Raw genomic sequence first — 18,891 nt, forward strand, 5'->3', positions numbered from 1 at the left:
ATCTCGAACACACTATCGATCCAATCTCTCACCACCACAAACGTGGAGTCACAACCGGTCCCACGTCACAGCTCACCGCGTTCGACGGCCAGGGCGAGTTCGACGCGCGACCGCAGGCCGGTCTTCGCGTAGACACGGGTGAGATAGACCTCCACGGTCTTGCGGCTGTAGTGCAGTTCCTCCGCGATCTGAGGGTTGCTCAGCCCGTCGGCGACCAGTTCGATGACGCGGCGTTCGCTGGGAGTGAGGCGGCCCGCCGGTTCGGGGACCATCCCGGCCTCCCGCAGGCGGCGTTCGGACAGCGCCGCCCAGGGCGCCGCGCCGAGCCGAGTGAAGATCGCGTGCGCGCGGGGGAGTTGCGTCGTGTCGCCGAGCGCGCCGAGGACCAGCCGGGCCCGGGCCTCCTCGAACGGCAGGCCGTCGGCGCGGGCCTGCTCCAGCGCCGCGCCCGTCCGCGCGCGGTCCCGGAACGCCCAGCCCACCGCCAGGTCGGCGGCGAGCCGGGCCCGGGGGGTGCCGTTCGCCGACCGCTCGTCCAGCCGGGAGGCCGCCGCCCGGCAGCCGACGTCGTCGCCTGCCGCTCCCGTCACCAGCACCTTGACCGCCAGGGCCCGGTGCACCACCTCGGGCACCTCGTACGCGAGGGCGCGGTCGAGTTCGCGCCGGGCGGCGGCGATGTCGCCCCGCCCGAGCGCCAGGCGCGCGCGGAGCACGCATCGCATGCCCTGCTGCAGCGCGGAGCCGGGCGGCGGCTCGGCGAGTACCCGGGCGGCCGCGTCCAGCCTGCCCTGGTCGAGCAGGATGTCCAGCTCCATGTTGCGCAGCAGGGCGAGGTTCTCCAGAAGGCCCGCCTCGGCCAGTGCCCGGCCCGCGACCGCGATCTCCTCCAGTGCCCGTGCCCACTCGCCACCCATCCGCCGGATCACCGCCATGGTCCGTACGTGCTGTCCGGCGATGTCGTGCCAGCCGAGGCCGCGGTGGATCTGCTCGGCCTGGTCGAGCACCTCGACGGCGCGGGAGCGCAGCCCGGCGATCGCCAGCACGTGCGCCGCCGACTCCAGCGACGCGAGCCGGGCGCCCGGCGGCAGCGCGGCGGCGAAGGTGAGCAGGTCGTCGACCGCCCGCTGCGTCTCGGCCCAGTCGCCCCGCACGAGCGCGTGGATGGCCAGATAGCCGACCGTGATCGCGCGGTCCTGCGGCGGGCAGTCGGACAGGCCCCCCCAGGCCCGCCGGGCGGCCTCCCTGCTGGGGAGGCCCATCTCCGCGCTGACCAGCGCCTGCTGGGCCAGCAGCGCCGAGGCGTCGTCGGCCTTCGGGATCTGGCGGCGGGCCACGTCGAGAGCCACTTCGTACCAGCCCATCGCGTGGGCCGCGCCGACCGCGGTGTAGGCGGCGCGGGTGCGGCGGCGGCCGGAGGGCAGTGCGGCGAGCGCCCGCTGTGCCGAGTTGAGCGCCAGCGCGGGACGTGACCCCTTCCAGTAGGCGAGAGCCTGCCTGGCCAGCAGTTCGCCGGGCTCGGGGGACAGCTCCGCGGCCTTGCCGTACCAGTGCGCGGCCGACAGCGGTGCGGTCCAGCGGGTCAGCTCGGCCGCGCGCAGCACCGCGGGCAGGGCCTCGGCGGGCGGCCCGGCCTCGGCCATGTGGGTGGCCCACTCCAGGACCCGCCTGGTCCCGGTCAGCCCCTCGCCATCGAGCATGTCGGCGATGCGGCGGTGCACCTCGCGCCGGCCGGCGGTGCCGAGGTCGTCGTAGAGCGCCTCGGCCACCAGCGGGTGCGCCAGCGCGTAGCCCTCGCCGTTCCTGGTGACGACGCCGTCCCTGACCAGTGCGTCGAAGGCGCGCTCGGCCTGATCGGGGTCGAGCCCGGCCAGTTCGGCGAGCGCGGGGAGATCGGCGGCCTCCCTCGTCCGCGACAGCGCGGCCAGCACGCGGGCGAGGTCGCGTCCGCCCCGGTCACGCTGGAACAGCCGGCTGAGGATCGCGCCGCGCCGCGCCTTCGGATCCGCCGAGCGTACGGCGCCGCCCTGCACCAGGGCCAGCACGGCCTCCTGTGCGAACCACGGGTTGCCCCGGCTCGCGACGTGGATCCGCCGCAGGACGGTGTCGCTCGGCGTACGGCCGAGCAGCGTGGTGACCAGCTCGGCGACCTCGGTCATCGTCAGCGGCTGGAGCCGGATCGACAGGTCCACGTCGAGCGGGGGAGGGTGGCGGGCGGTGCCGAGGATCGCGACGGCGTCATGGCGGCGTGGCAGGGCCCGCAGCACGCTCAGGGTGTCGGCGTCGGCCAGGTGCAGGTCGTCGATGGCGAGGAGGGTGGGGCCGGGCAGCGACTCCAGCAGCCGGGCGGCCATCGCGCCGGGCGCCGCGGCGGGGTGTCCGAGCGCGGCCTGGTCTATCGCGTCGAGCAGGCCGGACAGGACGTCGGCCGCCTCGCCGCCCACTGCCCCGAGCGCCTCGACGAGTGGGGCGTAGGCGCGCCCGCCGTCCAGTTCGCGGGCCTGGCCGCGCAGCACGCGGAAGCCCTTCAGCCGCGCCGCGGCCTCACCGAGCAGATGGGTCTTCCCGATGCCGGGCTCGCCAAGGACGATGACGGTCCGCGGCGTCTTCGACAGGGCCGAGACCACCTGGCCGAGCGCGCCCGCGCGGCCCTCCCCGACGGCCGGTACGTCCAAGGCTGGGCGTCACTCCCTTCGCGTCCGTCCGCTGGTGTCACGTAGGACGCGGCGGAAATGTTGAACGTTCACACGAAATGTGACGCGCTCTGAGAGTGATCGCAAGGGGGTTGGTATATCAAGATTCGAACACGGCCACGGCGGCGGTGGTCAGCGTCTCCTCGACCACCTCGGCGGGCACGTCCACGGTCTTCACCACACCGGACTGCACCGCGCCGAGGGCGGCCCAGGCGCGTACGCGCGTGCCGGGGGAGGGGTCGGGTCCGGCCAGGCGGATGAACAGTTCACGGCCGAACTCCCTGATCGCCTCGCCCGGAGATCCGGGAGGGGCGCTGTCGGCGCCGCCGATGTCCTCGGTGAGCAGCCGGATCACCGCGCGGTGCCGTACGGCGAAGGCGGTGAACGCGCGCAGGAACTCCCGGTGGCCGGAGAACTCGCTGCCGAGCAGCGTGAGCAGGTCGTCGGCGGCCGGAGCGATGATCTCGGCCGCAAGCCGGTCCTTGGGGTGGAAGTGGTAGGCGACCGCCGTCTTGGTCAGGCCGACCGCCGCCGCGATGTCGGCGAGCGACACGGCGGCGTATCCCCGCTCGGCGAACAGGTCGCGGGCCGCGGCCAGGATGCGGGACCGGGTCGCGTTGCCCTGGTCGAGTGTGGTCATCGTCTCATTTTCCGGCGCGACGCTCGCCGCCGATCAAATCCTTTTACCATCGTTTTGTACGGCCGTACAGGACGGCCGTGAGGACATGCTACCCGGGACGGACGGCGATGAGCGGGCTTCTGGGGCGCCTCGGCGGATGGTGCGCACGCCACGGCTGGATCGTGCTGACCCTGTGGGTGCTGGCGGCGGGCCTGCTGACGGCGGGCACCCTGGTGTGGGGCCGGCCGGTGAACAACAACGTGTCGATCCCCGGCACCGACGCGCAACGGGCGCACGAGCTCATGCGCGAGGGCTTCGGACCGGGGTACGACCCCGGCGGGACGGTGCAGCTCGTTCTCTACACCGCGAACGGCACGCTGATCGACAAGTCTCGCAAACAGGCCGTCGAGCGGTCGATGGACGCCCTGCGGCGTACGCCGCACGTCGCCGAGGTGGAGACGCCGTACCGGATGGGCGGCATGTCGTCCAGCCTGCGGATCGGGTTGATCACCGTACGGCTGAAGGGGCAGGACACCACCAAGCTCGCCCAGACCTCCGAGCAGCTCGTCGCCGCCGCCGCGCCGGCGGTGCGGGCGGGCATCGAGGTCGTCCCCTCCGACAGCTCCACGCCTGCGGACAAGCAGATCAAGACCGGTGCCAGCGAGATCGCCGGCGTCGTCTTCGCGCTGCTGGTGCTGCTGTTCGCCTTCGGGACGCTGGTCGCCGCGCTCGTTCCCATCTTCACCGCGCTGATCAGCATCGGCGTGGGGCTCGGCCTCATCGCGCTGCTCGGCCACGTCGTCGACGTGCCCTCGACCGCGTCGATCCTGGCCACGATGATCGGTCTCGGCGTCGGCATCGACTACGCGTTGTTCCTGCTGTCGCGGCACCGGACGCTGCTGGCCGAGGGCGTGCCGGTCCACGAGGCGGTCCGGCGTACGGCGGCCTCGTCCGGTGGAGCCGTGCTGTTCGCCGGCGGCACGGTCGTGATCGCACTGAGCGCGCTGATGCTCACCGGATTCCCGCTGCTGAGCACGCTCGGCTGGATCACCGGCGTCTCGGTCGTGTGCGCCGTGCTCACCTCGATCACGCTGGTGCCGGCGCTGCTCGGCCTCCTCGGGCACCGGATCAACGCGCTGCGGCTGCCGCTGGCCGGGCGCGCCGCCCGCCGCGACGGCCCGGCCACCGGCTGGGCGAAGCTGGGCGTCTGGGTGGCGCGCCGCCCCTGGCGGGTGCTCGCCGTCACCGTGGTCGTGCTGGCGGCGCTCGCCGCCCCGGCCGTCACGATCAAGCTCGGTCCGCTCGACAACGGGTACGGCGACAAGGGCACCCCGGCCCGGCGGTCGTACGAGCTGATCGAGGCGGGCTTCGGCCCGGGGGCCAACGGCGGGCTCGTCGTCGTGGCCGAACTGGACCAGAAGATCGCCGATTCGACCCCGCCCGACCCGGTCGTGCAGGTGCTGCGGCAGCGGGTGGAGCACACCGAGGGTGTCGCCTTCGTCGCCCCGCCGAAGGTCAACGAGGACGGCCGCTCGGTGCTCATCCAGGCCGTCCCCGACTACGCGCCGAGCGACCCGCGGGCCCTCGACGTGGTGAAGCGGGTGCGGGCCATCGAGGTGCCCGGGGCGCACGTCCACGTCGGCGGCGAGGTCGCCGGACTGGCGGACGCGGGCGACCGCATCATGGGCAGGACGCCGCTGGTCGTCGGCATCGTCGTGCTGCTCAGCGCACTGCTCCTGCTGCTGGCCTTCCGCGCGCCCCTGGTCGCGATCAAGGCGGCGGTGATGAACCTCGTCTCGCTCGGCGCCGCCTTCGGCGCCCTTGCCGTGGTGTTCTCCCACGGCCTGGGCAGCCGCCTGGTCGGCATGGACCCCCCGCCCTCGGCTGACGGGTCCTACCTCGCCACGCTGTTCTTCTCGGTGCCCATCGACACGTACGTGCCGCTCATCCTGTTCGCCGTGCTGTTCGGCCTGTCGATGGACTACGAGGTCTTCCTGCTGACCTCCGTACGGCAGGCCTACTCGCGCAGCGGGGACAACCGGAGCGCGGTGGCCGAGGGACTGGGATCCACCGGCCGCGTCATCACCTCGGCCGCCCTGATCATGGTGGCGGTGTTCACCGCGTTCATCGCCTACCCCGACCCCCTGGTCAAGGTGTTCGGCGTCGGGCTGGCCGTGGCCATCGCCGTCGACGCGACCCTGATCAGGGGCTTCCTCGTGCCCGCCACGATGGTGCTGCTCGACCGGCTCAACTGGTGGATCCCGCGCTGGCTCGACAGGATCCTGCCGAACCTGTCGATCGAGGGCCACGAGGAGGACGGCGCGCCCGCCGAGACGGAGCCCGAACTGGTCGGCGCGGGCGGGCACGCCCGCGCCTGACCTCGATCGGCTGAGGGATCAGAAGTTCTTGCTGCGGACCGTCCAGGGGGCCCTGGCCGCCAGGCCCGAGGGCCCCAGGATGTACGCCCGCGCCGTGGCGTTGTCGTTGAGCGTCATGTCCAGGAACTGGACCACCGCGGTCATGCCTTCGCTCATCTGGGCGCCGGTGATGAACCCGACGTGACCGGCCTGCGGCTGCTCGGCCAGCACGGCCGGCACCTGGGCCAGGTCGTAGTTGGCCCGGGTGTTGTCGTAGGCGATGTCGGAGGACCCGCCGTCGAGGAACATCACCGGACTGTGCAGCTTGGAGAGCTCCGAGCGCGGGTATCCGAACGAACCGTCGGCGAAGAACCCGCTGTCCAGCGAGACGACGCTCTTGACCCGCCGGTCCTGGGCGGCGACCAGCGCTTCCAGCCCCCCGCAGGAGTGGCCGGCGGCGGCGACCCTGGACAGGTCGAGGCGCTGGTAGAGCGGTGAGCCGCTGCGGGCGTTCTCCCGCTCGGCCCAGCTGATCCCGTCGGTCAGCAGCGACGGAATCGGGGACCCGCTCTGCACGCCGTTCGACGAGCCGTCGACCGACGCGGTGTCCACCACGACGAACCCGCGGGCCGCGATGAACGTCAGCGCCTGGATCACCTCGCTCCCGTTGGTGTGCGCGCAGGCCCCGTTGCCGAAGACCAGCACGGGCATGGCACGACCGACGGCCGAGGGGTTCGACGGCCGGAACACGGTGTAGCGGTTGGTGCCGTACGCGCCCTCCCGCGTGACCGGGAAGTTGTTGTCGATGGCAGGACGGCTCGGCGGCGTGGGACTGGCGCTCGGGGAGGCACTGGCACTCGGGGAGGCACTGGGGCTCGGCGAGGGCGTGGGCGTGGGCGTGGGGGAGGGAGACGGCGAGGGAGTGGGCGTCGGGGTGGGGGACGGCGAGGTGACGCCGCTGGTGCAGGTGACGCCGTTCAGGGCGAAGCCCGACGGCACGGGGTTGGAGCCGTTCCAGCTCCCGTTGAACCCGAAGCCTGCGCTGCCGCCGGTGGGGATGCCGCCGTTGTAGGAGGCGTTGGTGACCGTGACCTGCGAGCCCGACTGGGCGAAGGAACCGTTCCACAGCTGGGTGACGGCCTGCCCGGCCGGGAACGACCAGGTCAGCCTCCAGCCGTTGATCGCGTCGCCGAGGTTGCGAACGCTGACGCTTGCGCCGAAGCCGCCGGGCCATTCGCTGGTCACCGTGTAGCTGACCTCGCATCCGGCCGTGGCCGCCGACGCGACATGGGCCGCGGTCACCGTGACGCCGGCCGTCAGCAGCACGGCGGCGGCGGACAGCCGCGACCGGCGGCGGAAAGAGCTGTCAAGTCGCACGGGCATTCCCTCCGAGGCAACGGGTGTTAGCGCTAACAACATCAGGACGCCGATGTCGACGGGTGGTGAGCTCCTGGAGTCGCGAGTCAACCGCGACACGAAAGGGCGAGTCAATGAACTTGATATCGCCGCTGTTCCCCTCGCGACGTGAATTCCCCGGTGAGCAGGCGATTCGGGGAAGCGTGGGAAAGGCCGGCCGTCAGGACGACGGTGAATATTTCATTCCCCCTGCTCGTCGTCGCAGGGTCAGGAGATCACTGGAGGGGGCGGGCTGTCCTGCGGCTCGGGACTCTTCGGCTCGGGGTCGCGTGGTTCGGGGCTCTTCGTCTGGGGGTCGCGTGGTTCGGGGCTGCGGGACTCGGGCGGCTCGGGACTCGTCGCAGGGGAGGGATCCTTCTCCGGACCCGGACTCTCCTTCGTGGGCTCCGAGGGCGACTCCTGCGGCTTCGGGCACCGGGGACCGGTGACCCGCACCTCGGCCTGGCGCGGCCCGCCGGGATCGGCCGGCTCGGTCGTGACGCGCACCCCGAACACGGCCCTCTTCCCGCACTCCACGGTGCCGAGGCCGGCGGCCACCGTGAACGAGTAGGACGTGCGGCCGGAGAGCGTGCGGGTGTCGGACGCCGCCACGCGGCCGTCGCGCGTGAAGATGCTGGAGACCCTGACCGGGCCCTTGCCCGAGGTCCGCACCGTCACGGCCGCCGTCCTGCCGTCCCAATCATCGATCGCCACGCCCTCGACCGCGGGGGCCGGGCAGGGCGGCCCGGTCAGTTTCCGCGTGCGCGTACGGGTTCCTCCCTGCGCGGCGGGGACCGTGGACACCTCGACCCGCCGGTAGACGGTGGTTCCGCAGGCCGGGGAGGGGAAGGGCTGCTGCAGGCCGATGTGATAGGACGTCGCGCCCCGCAGCCCGACCATCTGCGAGGGCGCGGCGGTGAGCGCGTCCGGCGACGGCCCGGAGGCGAAACGCGCGGTGAGCAGGACCCGGGCCGCGGTGCTCGCCCTTACGTCGACCGTGACCGCCTGACCGTCGAACGCCGCGATGCCGAGATCGGTCACCCGCGCCGGCGCCGGCGACGCGGTCGCCCCCATGTGGGAGGGGGTGGCGCTCCCCTGCGGCCCGGAAGGTCCCGGCGGCGCGGCCGGCCCGGTGGACACGGACGACACCGGTGTGCCGGACAGTTCGGGCGGCGTCGTCCCGGCGTTCTCGTCCGGCCCCGCATCGGTGGGTCCTGAAGCGGCCTCCGAGGTCTCGTCCGGCGCCGTCTCGCCGGGTGCTGATTCGCCGGGTGCTGATTCGTCGGGCGCTGATTCGTCGGGCGCTGTCTCGCCGGGCGCGGCCGGCGGGACCGTCTCGGCCGAGTCCGGGGCCGGGGGAAGCGCCGCCGGGGCGCTGTGCGGTGGTGGGGTGAGCAGGGTGTCCTGCGCGACCGGGGTCTGCCGGTTGGCCGCGACCACCGCCGCGATCACGGCGGCCGACAGCACGGCGGCGCCGATGGCGAACCGGGGCGCGAAGCGCGAGAGCCGCTCGGACAGCACGGTCTGGGCGAGGGACGTGGACGCCTCGACCGGCTCGGCCGGAGCGGCCAGGGGAAACGTCAGCGCCAGCAGGGTCGCGAGTTCGGCCAGGTGCCGGCGGCCCCGCTGCTCCCAGTCGGACCCGTACGCGGCGGTCGCGGCGGTCTCCAGGTCGGCGATGAACGCCCGTGCCGTGGGCGGCCGGTCCGCCGGGTTCTTGGCCATGCCGCGCGTGACGAGGCCCCGCACCGAGCCCGGCACGTCCGCCGCGGGGATGGGAGCGCTGCGGTGCAGCATGCGCAGCGCCGTCAGATCGTCGGCCCGGTACGGCCGGCGCCCGGTGAGGCACTCGTAGAAGACGCAGGTGGCGGCGTAGACGTCGGCGGCCGGGCCGGCGGGCCCGCCATACCACTGCTCGGGGGCCATGTAGGGCGGCGTGCCCGCGGAGGTCTCCGGCGAGCCGCTCGGTGTCGCGATGCCGAAGTCCGACAGCTTGCTGTTGCCGTCGGCCTGGATCAGCACGTTCTCCGGTTTGTAGTCCCGGTGGACGATGCCCGCGGCGTGCGCGGCCGACAGGCCCGCCAGCGAGCCCTTCAGCACGACCAGCGCCGCCTCCGGGCTGGTCGAGCCGTGCTCGGCGAGGATCCTGCGCAGCGAGACCCCGTCGACGAGTTCCATGACGATCGCCGCGCCGTCGCGCGCCTCGACGTACTCGTACAGGCGCACGATGTTCGGATCGTTCAGCTCCACCATGACCCGGGCCTCGTGCCGGAACCCGGCGAGGAAGCGCCGATCCCGCCGCAGTTCCTCGCGCAGGTACTTGATGGCGACGTAGGCGCCGGTGGTCACGTAGGTCGCCAGCACGACCCGCCCGGCGCCGCCCGCGCCGAGTTCGCGCACCTCCCGGTAGCCCGGTACCGACCAGGCGTTCATGACGCCGCCCCCTCGGATTAGGTCGTCTCTGACAAATCAAGCCCTGCTGCGCGTGGCCCAGGCGGCGCCTCGCTGCGTTGTCGTCGTCGGCCGGAGGCTCCGCTCCGACCTCCTCCTCCGCCTTGCGATGCATCCACCTGGATCCCCGCTCGCGACAGGCAGCATTTGCCAGACACTCCCTGGCCCTGACTCAAGGTCTCACCCGAAAGGGCGGTTGTCACCGGAGCAAAAAAGTCACCTTGCGGATGTAGTCCTGGCCTGCGCGGTCACGTGCCGGGCCGCGCGTACGGCGAGGTCGCGGGCGCGGTCCACGTCCACCCCCACCAGTCGGCCCCCGCGCTTGACGATTCGCCCGCCGACCAGCACGGTGTCCACGGCGGCGGTGTCGGCCGCCGTGACGACCGCGGCGACCGGGTCGTGCACGGGCGCGAGGCCGGGGGCTCCGGCGTCCAGGATCACGATGTCGGCCTGCTTGCCGGGGCGCAGCGAGCCGATCCTGCGGTCCATCCCGATCGCGGCAGCGCCCTCGAGCGTCGCCATGCCGAGCACGTCGGACGCGGTGAGCTCCGGCGCCGCCTGTCCGGCGCGCCCGGCCGCGAACGCCGCACGCATCACGGAGAACATGTCGCCGGGGACGTCGGTGACCGTGTCCACGCCGAGTCCCGTCGTGATCCCGGACGACCGCAGCCTGCCGGTCTCGGGGTGGCCGTGCCCCATCTGCGACTCCACCGCCGGGGCCACCGAGGCCGTGCCGCCGCTGCCGGCGACCAGCTTCAGCGACTCGTCCGGGATGCCGTTGCAGTGCACGAACAGCACGTCCGGGCCGAGCAGGCCGGCGTCGTGCAGCCGCTCGACCGGGCCCTCGCCGGTGGCGTGCAGGCTGAGGCGCAGGCCGAGGTCGCGGGCGAGCGCCCAGTCGGCCCGCGCCGCCTCGACCGAGCCGTAGACCGGGCCCCAGGCGGCGAAGGCGGGGGTGACCAGGCCGTCGTCGGACGGCAGGAGCACCGAGCGGACCCGCCGCAGCTCGTCCTCGGCACGGTCGGCGTCGCCCGTTCCCCGATGGGCGTACCCGAAGACCGCCCGTACGCCGGACTCGCGCAACGCCTCCACGGCCGCGTCGGTGTGGCCGGGGGTGAGCTGGATGTGCGACCAGTCGTACACGGTGGTGACGCCGGCGTTGAGCGCCTCGATCGCGCCCCAGAGGTTGGCGGCGTACACGTCCTCCGCCCGGAACGCGGGGGTGAGGGTGCCGAGGACCAGGCCGAGGTACGCGCCGAGCGTCGCGTCGGCCGCGATGCCGCGCAGCACGCTCTGCCAGACGTGGCGATGGGTGTCCACGAAGCCGGGCAGCACGATGCCGCCGGCGGCGTCGATGATCTCGGTGCCTTCCGCCGGGTCGTCCGGCCGCGGGCCGACCGACACGATGACGCCGTCCTCGACGACGACGGCCGCGTCCGGCACGACGTGGGGCCGCGGCTCGGTGTCCACGACGGTGCCGTTGACGATGATCGTTCTCACAGACGAACCTCTTTTCCAAATGCTTTCAAAAAAGCTTTCTGAAAAGCTATCAGGGCGAGGGACTAGGCTCAACCCCATGCGACAGCGGGACCGGGTCGACGAGATGATCGAGGGATGGCGGGCCGAACTGCCGGAGGCGGCCACCGTCCAACTGGAGATCGTCAAGCGCGTCAGCCGCCTCAAGGCCCGCATCGAGGAGGTCACACAGGCGGTGCTCGGCCGCTACGGCCTGACGTACGCGGAGTTCGACGTGCTCGCGACCCTCCGCAGGGCCGGTCGGCCGTACCGGCTCAAGCCGAGCAGGCTCGCCTCGCACCTCATGCTCACCACCGGGGGGACGAGCAACATCCTGCAGCGGCTGGTCGCCGCGGGGCTGGTCGAGCGGGAGCCCGATCCGGCGGACGGGCGCAGCTCGTGGGTCCGGCTCACGCCGCTCGGCGTCGAGAGGGCCGAGGAGCTGTCGCTGGCCACGACCGAGGCACACCGGGAACTGCTGGCGGACGTGCCCGAACCGGCCGTGCGCGCCCTGGCCGACCTGCTCAGGGACGTCCTGCTCGCACTGGGCGACCGCGCCCAGCCCTGACCACCACGACGCTCCGGGCGGGGCCTAAGGTGCTCTCATGCCGCGCAATCTCATCCTGTCCGGGGGGGTGGCCCACGACTTCCCGGCCACCTCAGCCGCCCTCGCGGGCGTGCTCGCCGAGATCGGCATCGAGTCGGAGATCACCGAGGACGTCGCCGGAGCCCTGGCCGCGCCCGCGCCGGTCGACCTGATCACGGTCAACGCCTTCCGGTGGAGGATCGACGGCGACGACTTCGCGGAGGAGCGGGACCGCTGGCGTTTCGAGACGCCGGACTCCGTCAGGCGGACGGTGCTCGATCACCTCGCGAGGGGCGGCGGGCTGCTGGCCGTGCACACCGCCTCGCTCTGCTTCGACGACTGGCCCGAGTGGGCCGAGATCCTGGGCGGCGCCTGGAGGTGGGGCAGGTCGTACCACCCGCCGATCGGCCCGGCGAAGGTCCGGCTCGGCGCCGGTCACCCGATCGTCGACGGCCTGCCCGGCTTCGAGGTGACCGACGAGGTCTACACCGACCTCGACGTCCTCCCGGACGTGGAGCCGCTGGCGTACTCCGGAGACCAGCCCCTGCTGTGGGCGAGAACCGTGGCGGGCGGCAGGGTCGTGTACGACGCGCTCGGCCACGACACCCGGTCGTACGAGAACCCGGTGCGCCGCACGCTGCTGCGACGGGCGGCGCGGTGGCTCCTCGGGAGCTGACCTCCGGAGACCTACCGCCCCCAGAGCGTCGCGGCGACGAGTTCGGGCACCAGCGTCTCGGTCAGCAGGGCGACGTCCGGGTCGTCGTCGTGGCGGTAGCGCACCGCCGCCGCCTGCCCCTCGACCTCCCCGCCGACGGCCAGCACGCGCGACCCGCGCAGGCGAATCCACTCCATCGCCTGCTCGTCGTAGCGCGACCCGGGGAACAGCACGGCTCGGTAGTCGCGGGTCTTGGTGAGATAGACGTCCACGTGCGCCCAGTCGCCCGTCTCGCACGCGTCCGCCTGGATGCGCGGTCCCTCGCGGAACATCAGCGCCGACTGCTCGGCCGACGACAGCCGTTCGGCCGGCGCGATCGTGTAGACGCCGTGCGGCCCGTCGAGCAGCCTCACGGCGTCCGCCAGCCACTCACGCCGCCGCTCCAGCAGGTCGGCGGTGGCCGCCGCGGCCCTCCGTACGCGGCCCGCCACGGCATCGGGGCCGTCGGCGAGCGTGAGCAGGAGGGCGAGCGTGTGCTGGAAGGTCCGGCAGGCGACGCCGCCCCGCTCCTCGCCCGCCAGCATCGGCACGACCAGGTCGGCGCCCTCGGTCACGGGGGAGCCGGGCCGGTTGGTCAGCGCCACGACGAACGACCTGCCCCGGTGACGGGCCAGGGCGTCGAGCGTCTCCCGGCTGCCGCCCGTCGCCGACACGACGACGGCGGCGGTGCGCGGGCCGGGCGGGGTGCCCAGCGCGGCGGAGGCGTACTCCGCGACGGCGTCCGCCCCGGCCGCCCGCAGCCGCTGCGCCGCCACCCCCGCCGCGTAGCGCGAGCTGCCCATGCCGAGGAACACGACGCGGTCGAACCGCCGCGTCAACCCCTCGAACGGATCGCCGCCGTCCAGCAGGCGTGCCAGCGTCTCCAGCGCCTCCGGCTTGGCCTCCAGATCGGCAAGGAAGAGCCCCGCGTCCACGTCCATCTCCTTCGAAGAGTCTTCAGGCGTACCAGGCCCGCAGCACGCCCATCGGCGCGTACCGCCAGCGCGGCAGGTGGCGGGCGGCGTAGATCAGTTCGCGGCACTCCTGCTCGACCTCGAACGGCCGCAGCAGCGACCGGTCGAGCAGGTCGGCGCGGCCGGCCCGCGCGAGCGTCCGGGCGTAGGCCGCCGTCAGGCCCCGGCGCGCCGCGGCGGCCCAGGCGGCCGTCGCGTCCGGGTCGGCGGACCTGCGTCTGACCGCGACCTGCCCCGCGTGGTCCACGCTGGTGGTGAGCTGCGCGAGGTCGCGGGCCGCGGGCTGGTAGGGGTCGGCGTCCGCCACCGTCGGGTTGCCGTCGAAGTCGACCACCGCGTAGCCGTCCCGCCAGCGCAGGATCTGTCCCACGTGCAGGTCGCCGTGGACGCGGATCAGCGGTGTGGCGGGGGTGCGGGCGAGGGGCTCCAGTTCGCGGCGCAGGGCCTCGGCCCGCCCCGCCAGCCACGCGCCGTCCGCGCCGTCCGTCAGCGCCAGGGCCTCACGCAGCGCCTCCTCGGCGCGGGCCCGCCACGCCCCCTCGCCGGGCCGCGACAGCCGTACGGGGCCGGGGAAGACCGCGGACGGGGTGGCCATCGCGAGGTGCAGTTCGGCGGCGAGGGCGCCGACCTCGGCGGCGAAGCCGGTGCGGCCGGCCTCGGCCTCGTCGACGCACCACTCCCAGCCGTCCCGCGCCTCGGGCAGGTACGCCGTCACCAGGGCGACCAGCGCGTCCTCCCAGTAGACCGCCGCGTACGGCGTGGCCGTACGGCCGAAGCCGGCCAGATGGGCGAGCAGCCCGGGCGCGGGGTGCGGGGCCCGCGACGGCCGGGGGAACCACTTGACGACCACGGTCTCGCCGGCGACGACCGAGTGGTTGGTCTGGTCCACCGCGATGGCCCGTTCCCCGGGGGGCACCGGCGGCAGCGGCCGCAGCGCACGCACCGAGAAGGGCGGCGGAGCGGCTTCCCGCGCCAGGTCGCGCAGCACGCGCTCGGTGATCCCCTCCGCCGTCTCCAGTGTGAGGACGCCGTCCGGGCCCTCGGTCACTCGAGGCCAATGGGAGCCTTCCACTCGGTCTCCTGAATGTGGATTCAACGCGGCAACAAAAGGGGCAGGTAGACGTAACGGGAAAAGTCTTGTCTATGTTGATGCGTCCTGCAACACTGGCCGCCATCCTCACGCAAGGGAGCCCCCCATGACGCGCCGCGTGCCCCTCGTCGTGGCCTCTGCCTTTCTGGCGTCCGCCCTGACCGCCTGTGGTGGAGGCGCGGCGACCGACTCCGCGGGTGCGCCCGCGACCCTCGACGCCAAGGCGGACCTGTCCAAGCAGAGCCTGACGATCTCGATCTGGGACGGTTACAGCCCGAAGGACCTTCCGCAGCGGGTGAAGGCCAAGCTCGGTTTCGACACCAAGGTCGCCAGCCACGACACGAACGAGACGATCGTGGCCAAGCTGACCGCCGGAGGCGACAGCGGCATCGACGTGGCGTTCGTGTCCGGTCAGTACGCGCAGGCGCTCAACGCGCAGGGCCTGCTGGAGCCCATCCACCGTGAGCTGGTCCCGAACCTGAAGAACCTCTACCCCGAGGCGTCCCAGCTCGACTACGACAAGGGCAACGTCTTCTCCGTCCCGTACACCTGGGGGACCACCGGGTTGTGTTACCGCAGCGACCTGGTGAAGACGCCGCCGACGAGCTGGAACGACCTGCTCAGCCCGGCCCCCGAGCTGAAGAAGAAGATCACCATGATGACCACCGAGCGGTGGCTGGCGCTGCCGGCGCTCAAGCTGCTCGGAGCCTCGGTCAACACCACCGACCAGGCCACGCTCGACAAGGCCAAGGAGCTGCTGCTGAAGGTCAAGCCCGACCTGCTGGCCTACGACGACACCACGTTCGGCGACCGGCTCAAGTCCGGCGAGGCCGTGATGGTCGAGGCATGGGACGGCTGGTGCCCGACGTCGGAGAAGAACGTCGAGTTCGCGGTGCCGAAGGAGGGCAGCGACCTCTGGGCGGACACGATGGTGATCCTCAAGAGCTCCGCGAACAAGGAGGCGGCGCACGCCTTCGTCAACTACATCCTCGACCCCGAGGTGCATGGCTGGGTGCCCGCGAACATCCTTTACCGGATTCCCAACAAGGCGGCCATGGACAAGGTCGACCCGGCACTGCTCAAGAGCTACCCGGCGCTGGCGGAGCCGCCGTCCGAACTGCTCAAGGGTGAGAGCCTGATCGACCTGGGCGAGGCCTCCACCGCGTACACGCGCCTGTCCACCGAGGTCTCGGCGGCGCAATGACGGCTCGACAGCCCGCCCGCGTCGTCGGCAAGGCGGCCGGCCGCCTCGCCACGATGGGGCCCGGGTTCGGCTACCTGACCGTCTTCCTGCTGGTCCCGCTGGCGCTGGTGCTGAGCTACACCGTGTTCAGGCGGGGCCGGTTCGGGGGAGTGGTCTACGAGCCGACGGGGGAGAACTTCACCCGCCTCGCCGACCCGCTCTACCTCGACGTGGTGATCGGGTCGGTGAGGCTCGCGGCGATCACGACGCTGCTCGCCCTGCTGCTCGGGTATCCGACGGCGTACATGATCGCGAGGCTGCCCGCCCGGTGGAAGGTCGTCGCCCTGGTGGCGGTCGTGCTGCCGTTCTGGACGAACTTCCTCATCCGTACGTACGCCTGGATCGTGCTGCTCAACTCCGAGGGGCCGGTGAACTCCGGGCTGAAGGCGCTCGGCCTGGGGACGGTGGACCTGCTCTACACGGACGGCGCCATCGTCGCCGGGCTGCTCTACGCCTACCTCCCGCTGATGATCCTCCCGCTGTATTCGGCCGTGGAGCGGCTGGACCCGCAACTGCGGGAGGCCTCTGCGAACCTGGGCGCACGGCCGGCCAGGACGTTCTGGTCGGTGACGCTCCCCCTGTCGCTGCCCGGCGTGCTGACCGGATGCGTGTTCGTGTTCGTGCCGAGCCTGGGCAACTTCGTCATCCCGGAACTGCTCGGCGGCGGACGCCGGATCATGGTCGGCAACCTCATCCGCGACCAGTTCCTCAAGGCCCGCGACTGGCCGTTCGGGTCGGTGCTGGCGCTTGCCGTGATCGCCGTGCTCGTGTTGCTGCTGTTCGCCCAGGCGTGGGCCGCGCGGAGGGCGGGACGCGGTGCGTAGACACGGCTGGCTCCGGCTGCCCTTCTGGCTGACCTATCTGTTCCTGTACGCGCCGATCGTCATGCTCGTCGTGATGTCGTTCAACAGGAACAAGTCGCCCTACTCGTGGGGCGGCTTCTCGCTCGACTGGTACGGCAGGCTGGCGGGCAACGCCTCGATCCGCACCGGGCTGCTGAACACGCTGATCGTCGCTCTCGGCTCGACGGCGCTGTCCACGGTGCTCGGCACGCTGCTCGCGGTCGGGCTGGCCCGCCACACGCGCTCGCGGCTGCTCGACGCGCTCTCGACGCTGCCCGCGATCCTGCCCGACCTCGTCATCGCGATCGGGCTGCTGGCGTTCTACTCCGCGATCAAGCTGACGCTCGGGCTGCACTCCGTGCTGATCGCGCACACCGTCTTCGGCATGGCGTTCGTCGCGGCCGTCGTCCGGGCCCGGCTCGGCGGCATGGACACGTCGCTGGAGGAGGCGTCCCGGGACCTCGGCGCGACCCCGCTGACCACGTTCGTCAAGGTCACCCTGCCCACGCTCGCGCCGGGCATCCTCGCGGGCGCGCTGCTCGCCTTCACGCTCTCCCTGGACGAGTTCGTGATCGCGTTCTTCACCGCGGCTCCGTCCGAGCCGACGCTGCCGATCGTCATCTACTCCATGGTGCGGTTCGGCGTGACCCCCGAGATCAACGCGCTGGCGACGCTGCTGCTCGCGGTGAGCTTCACCGTCGTGATCGTCGCGCAGCGCCTGACCAGACTGACCGAGGCCCTGCGATGACTCTCATATCCATCGACGGCGTCAGCCGCCGGTTCGGCGAGGTGACCGCGCTCGACTCGGTCGGCCTCGACATCCGGCAGGGCGAGTTCTTCGCCCTGCTGGGGCCGTCCGGCTGCGGCAAGACCACCCTGCTGCGGATCCTCGCCGGGTTCGAGCAGCCGGACGCCGGATCGGTGCGCCTCGACGGCGCCGACCTGCTCGCGATCCCCGCGCACCGTCGCCCGGTCAACCTCATGTTCCAGTCGTACGCCCTGTTCCCCCACATGAGCGTGGAGAAGAACGTGGCGTACGGCCTGGAACGGGAGCGGCTGCCCCGCGCGGAGATCCGGGAACGGGTCGGCGCCGTGCTGGAGACCGTCGGCCTGGCCGCGCAGGCCCGCCGCAGGCCGCACGAGCTGTCGGGCGGGCAACGCCAGCGCGTCGCCCTGGCCAGGGCCATCGTCAAGCGTCCCCGGCTGCTGCTGCTCGACGAGCCGCTGAGCGCCCTGGACAAGAAGGTCCGCTCGGAGATGCAACTCGAACTCAAGCGGCTGCAGCACGAGGTCGGCATCACCTTCGTCGTGGTCACCCACGACCAGGAGGAGGCCATGTCGCTCGCCGACCGCATCGCGGTGATGAACGGCGGCCGGGTCGAGCAGGTGGACGCCCCCGTGGACCTCTACGAACGGCCGCGCACGCCCTTCGTGGCCGGCTTCATCGGGGCCAACAACCTCTTCACCGGCAGGGTCACGGGCAAGGGTCTGGAGGTCGACGGGCTGGGCGTGCTCCCCGCGCCCGCGGGGAGCGAGGAGGGCGGGACGGCGATGCTCGCGGTGCGGCCGGAACGGATCCGCCTCGGCCCGGTCACGGACGGCGAAGGGGTGCTGCGAGGCCGGGTCGTCGACGTCAGCTTCTACGGCGGCGTCTCCCATCTGGCGCTGAGCGTGCCCGGTCACGACCGCGCGGTGCTGGCGGCCACGCAGGGGCGGGCGAGGGTGGAGGCCGGCGCCGAGGTCGCCGTCTCCTGGGACGCCGCCGACGCCGCCCTCGTCGACGGGGTCAGCGGCGATCGGCGGGCCTGAGCGGGTTGCCCGTGGCCAGGCGGGCGTAGTCGAGGATCAGCTCGACGGCCTTGTCCGGGTCGATCGAGTGGTGCCGGGCGATGATGCGGTAGCCGTACGCGTCCTCGAGTGCGACGAGGTTGCGGGCGATGGTCTCGGAGTCCTGCGCCAGCGTGAAGACGCCGTGGGCGGCGCCCGTCTCCAGAATCGTCTGGTACATCGACACCTGCCGGTCGAACAGCGTGGTCAGCAGCGTCGCGTAGACGCGGTTGCGGCCGGCGGCGCCGCCGAGCTCGCACAGCAGCCGCACCCCCGCGTCGTCCGGGCCGTCGGGCAGGCCCGAGCGGATCGTGACGATGAGCTTGTCCGCCGGATCGGAGATGCCGCTGATCTTCTTCACGCGCCGCTCGTAGAAGCGCTCCATGCCGGCGTGCTGGGCCTCGATCAGCAGCTCGCGCAGGTCGGGGTAGTGGTAGAGCACCGCGCCGGAGGTGAGCCCCGCCTCCTCGGCGATCTGGTTGAGGTGGACCCCCTCGGCGCCGTGCTGGATCATCGCCCGGTGGGCCGCGTCGATGAGGTCGAGCCGCCGGTCCGCCTTGCTCTTGCGCTGTGTCATCCCACCCCTTCCATTGCACCCCGCTTCACAT

Annotated in this window: 15 protein-coding genes; 7 read left to right on the forward strand and 8 right to left on the reverse strand. The window is 72.5% G+C overall.

Annotated elements, in window-relative coordinates:
* Positions 1-65 precede the first annotated feature (65 nt).
* Both FH610_RS19875 and FH610_RS19880 read right to left on the reverse strand, forming a co-directional pair.
* Positions 66-2,672, reverse strand: a complete 2,607-nt coding sequence (locus FH610_RS19875; protein ID WP_139576025.1) for an ATP-binding protein — start codon at positions 2,670-2,672, stop codon at positions 66-68.
* Positions 2,673-2,790: 118 nt separating this feature from the next.
* The gene (locus FH610_RS19880) at positions 2,791-3,330 is read right to left on the reverse strand and encodes a TetR/AcrR family transcriptional regulator (protein WP_139576026.1); all 540 of its coding nucleotides are present in this window, start codon (positions 3,328-3,330) and stop codon (positions 2,791-2,793) included.
* Between the two features lie 107 nt (positions 3,331-3,437).
* Here FH610_RS19880 and FH610_RS19885 point away from each other — a divergent pair, with 107 nt between their 5' ends.
* A complete protein-coding gene (locus tag FH610_RS19885; RefSeq protein ID WP_139576027.1) occupies positions 3,438-5,687 on the forward strand; it encodes an MMPL family transporter in 2,250 nt (749 codons plus the stop codon).
* 18 nt (positions 5,688-5,705) lie between these two features.
* Here the strand turns inward: FH610_RS19885 and FH610_RS43735 are convergent, their stop codons facing one another.
* From FH610_RS43735 to FH610_RS19900, 3 genes are all read right to left on the reverse strand, one after another.
* Complete coding sequence (locus FH610_RS43735; RefSeq protein WP_240809075.1) at positions 5,706-7,043, reverse strand: cellulose-binding domain-containing protein; 1,338 nt, start codon at positions 7,041-7,043, stop codon at positions 5,706-5,708.
* 246 nt (positions 7,044-7,289) lie between these two features.
* Positions 7,290-9,494, reverse strand: a complete 2,205-nt coding sequence (locus FH610_RS43740; RefSeq protein ID WP_205825911.1) for a serine/threonine-protein kinase — start codon at positions 9,492-9,494, stop codon at positions 7,290-7,292.
* 234 nt (positions 9,495-9,728) lie between these two features.
* The gene (locus tag FH610_RS19900) at positions 9,729-11,012 is read right to left on the reverse strand and encodes an amidohydrolase family protein (RefSeq protein WP_205825912.1); all 1,284 of its coding nucleotides are present in this window, start codon (positions 11,010-11,012) and stop codon (positions 9,729-9,731) included.
* A 76-nt stretch (positions 11,013-11,088) separates the two neighbouring features.
* On the opposite strand from FH610_RS19900, the gene FH610_RS19905 reads away from it, so the two are divergent.
* The gene (locus FH610_RS19905) at positions 11,089-11,595 is read left to right on the forward strand and encodes a MarR family winged helix-turn-helix transcriptional regulator (protein WP_139576029.1); all 507 of its coding nucleotides are present in this window, start codon (positions 11,089-11,091) and stop codon (positions 11,593-11,595) included.
* Between the two features lie 37 nt (positions 11,596-11,632).
* Positions 11,633-12,289, forward strand: a complete 657-nt coding sequence (locus tag FH610_RS19910; RefSeq protein ID WP_139576030.1) for a ThuA domain-containing protein — start codon at positions 11,633-11,635, stop codon at positions 12,287-12,289.
* Between the two features lie 11 nt (positions 12,290-12,300).
* On the opposite strand, the gene FH610_RS19915 is transcribed toward FH610_RS19910, so the two are convergent.
* Together FH610_RS19915 and FH610_RS19920 are read right to left on the reverse strand one after the other, a co-directional pair.
* Positions 12,301-13,242 (reverse strand): SIS domain-containing protein, encoded by a 942-nt coding sequence (locus FH610_RS19915; protein ID WP_139576031.1) that lies wholly within the window; start codon positions 13,240-13,242, stop codon positions 12,301-12,303.
* Positions 13,243-13,264: 22 nt separating this feature from the next.
* Complete coding sequence (locus tag FH610_RS19920) at positions 13,265-14,329, reverse strand: aminoglycoside phosphotransferase (RefSeq protein WP_139576032.1); 1,065 nt, start codon at positions 14,327-14,329, stop codon at positions 13,265-13,267.
* 148 nt (positions 14,330-14,477) lie between these two features.
* On the opposite strand from FH610_RS19920, the gene FH610_RS19925 reads away from it, so the two are divergent.
* From FH610_RS19925 to FH610_RS19940, 4 genes are read left to right on the forward strand one after another with little or no spacing between them, the layout of a single operon-like run.
* The gene (locus FH610_RS19925; RefSeq protein ID WP_139576033.1) at positions 14,478-15,575 is read left to right on the forward strand and encodes a polyamine ABC transporter substrate-binding protein; all 1,098 of its coding nucleotides are present in this window, start codon (positions 14,478-14,480) and stop codon (positions 15,573-15,575) included.
* Positions 15,572-16,438 carry an ABC transporter permease gene (locus FH610_RS19930; protein WP_139576034.1) on the forward strand — a complete coding sequence of 289 codons (867 nt, stop codon included), beginning with the start codon at positions 15,572-15,574 and terminating at the stop codon, positions 16,436-16,438. Before FH610_RS19925 ends, FH610_RS19930 begins: the two co-directional genes overlap by 4 nt.
* Complete coding sequence (locus FH610_RS19935) at positions 16,431-17,204, forward strand: ABC transporter permease (RefSeq protein WP_205825913.1); 774 nt, start codon at positions 16,431-16,433, stop codon at positions 17,202-17,204. The genes FH610_RS19930 and FH610_RS19935 overlap by 8 nt, the downstream gene beginning before the upstream one ends.
* Positions 17,201-18,265 (forward strand): ABC transporter ATP-binding protein, encoded by a 1,065-nt coding sequence (locus tag FH610_RS19940; protein ID WP_139576035.1) that lies wholly within the window; start codon positions 17,201-17,203, stop codon positions 18,263-18,265. The genes FH610_RS19935 and FH610_RS19940 overlap by 4 nt, the downstream gene beginning before the upstream one ends.
* Here FH610_RS19940 and FH610_RS19945 read toward each other — a convergent pair.
* A complete protein-coding gene (locus FH610_RS19945; protein ID WP_139576036.1) occupies positions 18,243-18,860 on the reverse strand; it encodes a TetR/AcrR family transcriptional regulator in 618 nt (205 codons plus the stop codon). The two genes, FH610_RS19940 and FH610_RS19945, sit on opposite strands and share 23 nt — an antisense overlap.
* Between the last annotated feature and the right edge of the window lie 31 nt (positions 18,861-18,891).

Origin of the sequence: Microbispora catharanthi, assembly GCF_006334915.2 — a bacterium.
Lineage (GTDB): Bacteria > Actinomycetota > Actinomycetes > Streptosporangiales > Streptosporangiaceae > Microbispora > Microbispora catharanthi.

Coding starts and splice junctions, on each gene's coding strand:
- FH610_RS19925 (WP_139576033.1), top strand. CDS start 14,478: ATGACGCGCCGCGTGCCCCTCGTCGTGGCCTCTGCCTTTCTGGCGTCC.
- FH610_RS19905 (WP_139576029.1), top strand. CDS start 11,089: ATGCGACAGCGGGACCGGGTCGACGAGATGATCGAGGGATGGCGGGCC.
- FH610_RS19945 (WP_139576036.1), bottom strand. CDS start 18,860: ATGACACAGCGCAAGAGCAAGGCGGACCGGCGGCTCGACCTCATCGAC.
- FH610_RS19930 (WP_139576034.1), top strand. CDS start 15,572: ATGACGGCTCGACAGCCCGCCCGCGTCGTCGGCAAGGCGGCCGGCCGC.
- FH610_RS19885 (WP_139576027.1), top strand. CDS start 3,438: ATGAGCGGGCTTCTGGGGCGCCTCGGCGGATGGTGCGCACGCCACGGC.
- FH610_RS19880 (WP_139576026.1), bottom strand. CDS start 3,330: ATGACCACACTCGACCAGGGCAACGCGACCCGGTCCCGCATCCTGGCC.
- FH610_RS19910 (WP_139576030.1), top strand. CDS start 11,633: ATGCCGCGCAATCTCATCCTGTCCGGGGGGGTGGCCCACGACTTCCCG.
- FH610_RS19940 (WP_139576035.1), top strand. CDS start 17,201: ATGACTCTCATATCCATCGACGGCGTCAGCCGCCGGTTCGGCGAGGTG.
- FH610_RS43740 (WP_205825911.1), bottom strand. CDS start 9,494: ATGAACGCCTGGTCGGTACCGGGCTACCGGGAGGTGCGCGAACTCGGC.